Below are 3,335 nucleotides of genomic sequence, written 5' to 3' on the forward strand. Positions count from 1 at the left end.
ACCTTGCCATCAGTGAAGAAGCGGCTCGGTACGGCCTGTATTACGGCCCGGATCCGTCGTCCCAGATCGCCTGTACCATCGGCGGCAACGTGGCGGAGAACTCGGGGGGCGTGCACTGCCTCAAGTATGGTCTGACTGTTCACAACATCCTGAGTGTCGAAATGGTGACCGCCGAGGGCGACCTGATCACCATTGGCAGCGACGGTCTGGATAGCTGTGGCATGGATCTGCTGGCGCTGATTACCGGTTCCGAGGGCCTGCTGGGTGTGGTTACCGAAGTGAAGGTGAAACTCCTGCCAACCCCGGAAGTTGCCCAGGTAATCATGGCCGGCTTCGACAGTGTGGAGAAGGGCGGCGATGCGGTCGGCGGCATCATCTCCCACGGGATCATCCCCGGTGGTCTGGAGATGATGGACAGCCACGCCATCATCGCCGCTGACGACTTTGCCCAGGCAGGTTACCCGCGTGACGCCAAGGCACTGCTGCTGTGCGAGGTTGATGGTACCGAGGAAGAAGTGCACGAGCACATCGCCGAGGCCGAGGAAGTTTTCCGCAAGCTGGGGGCAACGTCGATCCGCATCTCCCAGAGCGAGGAAGAGCGTGCCCTGTTATGGAAAGGCCGCAAGTCGGCGTTTCCGGCGGTCGGTCGGATCTCGCCGGACTATTACTGCATGGACGGCACCATTCCCCGTCGCCATCTTGCCCGTGTCCTGCTGGAGATGGAAAAGATGTCCGACGAGTATGGTCTGCGCGTGGCCAACGTGTTCCATGCCGGGGACGGCAACCTGCACCCGTTGATCCTGTTCGATGCGAACGTTCCGGGTGAATTCGAGATCACCGAGGAATTCGGCAGCAAGATCCTCGAATTGTGTGTGGAAGTCGGTGGCTGTATCACCGGTGAACATGGTGTCGGCGTCGAGAAGATCCGCCAGATGGCGGTGCAGTTCAACGACGAGGAACTGCAGCAGTTCCACGACGTCAAAGCCGCGTTTGATCCGACCGGCATCCTGAACCCGGGCAAGGGGGTTCCCACCCTCAAGTTCTGTCAGGAATACCGCTCCATCGAACACAAGCAACACAAGCACGAACAGACGGACGCCGCCCATGGCTGATATGACCCAACAGTTACAGGAGCAAGTTCTCCAGGCCCGCACCAACGGGCAGAAACTCAACATCGTCGGTGGCGGTACCAAGGCATTCATGGGCCGCGCTGCTGACCCGGAGGCCGGCACCCTGAGCCTGGCCGAACATACGGGTATCGTGGAATACCATCCGGTGGAACTGGTGCTGACCGTGCGCGCCGGTACACCGATCAAGGACATCGAGTCCGCGCTGGCCGAAGAAGGGCAGTGCCTGCACTTCGAGCCGCCCCGGTTCGGTGATGCTTCCACCATCGGCGGCACCCTGGCGTGTAATCTGTCCGGGCCGGCCAGGCCCTGGACCGGCTCGGTCCGGGATCAGGTACTGGGCATCCGCCTGCTGAACGGCAAGGGCGAGCACATGCGTTTTGGCGGCCAGGTCATGAAGAACGTGGCCGGTTACGACGTCTCCCGCCTGCAGGCCGGTGCCATGGGTACCCTCGGTGCTATCACTGAAATCAGCATGAAGGTGATGCCCAAGCCGGCTGCCACCGCCACACTGGTAGAAGAAATGGCCCTGGAAGAGGTCATCGACTACATGAACCGCCGGGCCGGTGAGCCCAAGCCCATTACCGGTGCATGCTGGGTCGATGGCAAGGTTTACCTGCGCCTGTCCGGTGCCCGGTCCGCTGTCGAGGCCACGGCCGAGAAATGGTCCGGAGAGGTCATGGAAGGTGGTGATGACTTCTGGCAGCAGGTGCGCGACATGCAGCACGAATTCTTCGCTGGCAACGATGTGCCACTCTGGCGCTTCTCGATGGATTCCACCGCGCCCAACCCCAAGGTTGAAGGCAACTGGTTCGTCGACTGGGCCGGCTCCCAGCGCTGGTTCCGTGGCGAGGCGACCCAGGGAGATCTGGAGCCGCTGGCCAGGGCTGCCGGCGGTCAGGTGAGCCTGTTCCGCGGTGGCGATCGCTCCGGCGAAGTCATGCACAGCCAACCCGAGGCGCTGAAAGCCATCCAGCGCCGTGTGAAGAACTCGTTTGACCCCGACGGCATCTTCAACCCCGGCCGTCTCTATAGCTGGTTGTAATTATGCAAACGAATCTGGTTCAACAATTTTCCAATACCCCCGAAGGACAGGAGGCGGAGTCCATCCTCAGAGCCTGTGTGCACTGTGGCTTCTGCACCGCCACTTGCCCGACCTACCAGGAACTGAACGACGAGCGTGACGGTCCCCGTGGCCGGATCTACCTGATGAAGATGTTCCTGGAAGGTGAGGAAATTACCGAGAAGACCCGGGATCACCTCGACCGCTGCCTGACCTGTCGCAGTTGCGAGACCACCTGCCCGTCCGGCGTTCAGTATGGCCGGCTGGTGGATATCAGTCGCGGGCTGATCGAGAAGGAAGTTCCGCGGGAACCGAAAGACAAGTGGCTGCGCTGGGGCCTGGCGCGGGTGCTGCCGAACCGGCAGCTGTTCGGCCTGCTGCTGCGCATGGGGCAGGTGTTCCGCCCGGTGCTTCCGGAAAAACTGCGCACCAAGGTCCCGCCGCGCAAGAGCGCCAGCCCATGGCCCGCGGCCAGTCATAACCGGGTCGTGCTGGCCCTTGCCGGCTGTGTTCAACCATCGGCAACACCGAACACCAACGCAGCTGCAGCCCGTGTTCTGGACAAGCTCGGCATCACCATGGTTGAAGCGCCAGAAGCCGGCTGCTGCGGCGCGGTGAACTACCACCTGTCCGAGCATGAGAAAGGCCTGGAGCGGATGCGTCAGAACATCGACGCCTGGTGGCCTGCCATCGAGGCCGGCGCGGAGGCGATTGTCATGACCGCCTCAGGCTGCGGTGCCATGGTGCAGGACTACGGTCATCTGCTGAAGGATGATCCGGTCTACGCTGCCAAGGCCAAGAAGGTCAGCGAACTGTGCACCGACCTGGGCGCGTTCCTGCTCCAGCAGGACCTGGAAAAGCTCAAGCTCAACCAGAGCCCGGGCAAGGTGGCGTTCCATTGCCCCTGCACCCTGCAGCATGCCATGAAGCAGAGTGGGGTGGTGGAGCAGGTGCTGATCCGGGCCGGCGTTGAACTGGCGCAGACCAGGGACAAGCACCTGTGCTGCGGCTCCGCCGGCACCTACTCGGTGCTGCAGCCCGAGCTGAGCCAGAAGCTGCTCGACAACAAGCTCAAGGCCCTGACCGTGGACAACCCGGACCGCATCGTGACCGCCAACATCGGCTGCCAGACGCACCTGGAAACC

Annotated in this window: 3 protein-coding genes; all 3 read left to right on the top strand. The window is 62.4% G+C overall.

The genetic code is table 11. The features are described 5' to 3' along the window. Window positions 1-1,112 (top strand): FAD-linked oxidase C-terminal domain-containing protein (locus ACESMW_RS18775; protein ID WP_372988486.1); only part of this gene is annotated, 1,112 nt, incomplete at its 5' end. Continuing rightward, a complete protein-coding gene (glcE, locus tag ACESMW_RS18780) occupies window positions 1,105-2,172 on the top strand; it encodes a glycolate oxidase subunit GlcE (RefSeq protein WP_372988487.1) in 1,068 nt (355 codons plus the stop codon). The genes ACESMW_RS18775 and glcE, both read left to right, overlap by 8 nt. A 2-nt stretch (window positions 2,173-2,174) precedes the next feature. Next, a partial coding sequence (glcF, locus tag ACESMW_RS18785; protein ID WP_372988488.1) for a glycolate oxidase subunit GlcF occupies window positions 2,175-3,335 on the top strand: 1,161 nt, incomplete at its 3' end.

Origin of the sequence: Marinobacter sp., from assembly GCF_041690455.1 — a bacterium.
In the GTDB taxonomy this organism is placed as follows: Bacteria; Pseudomonadota; Gammaproteobacteria; order Pseudomonadales; family Oleiphilaceae; genus Marinobacter.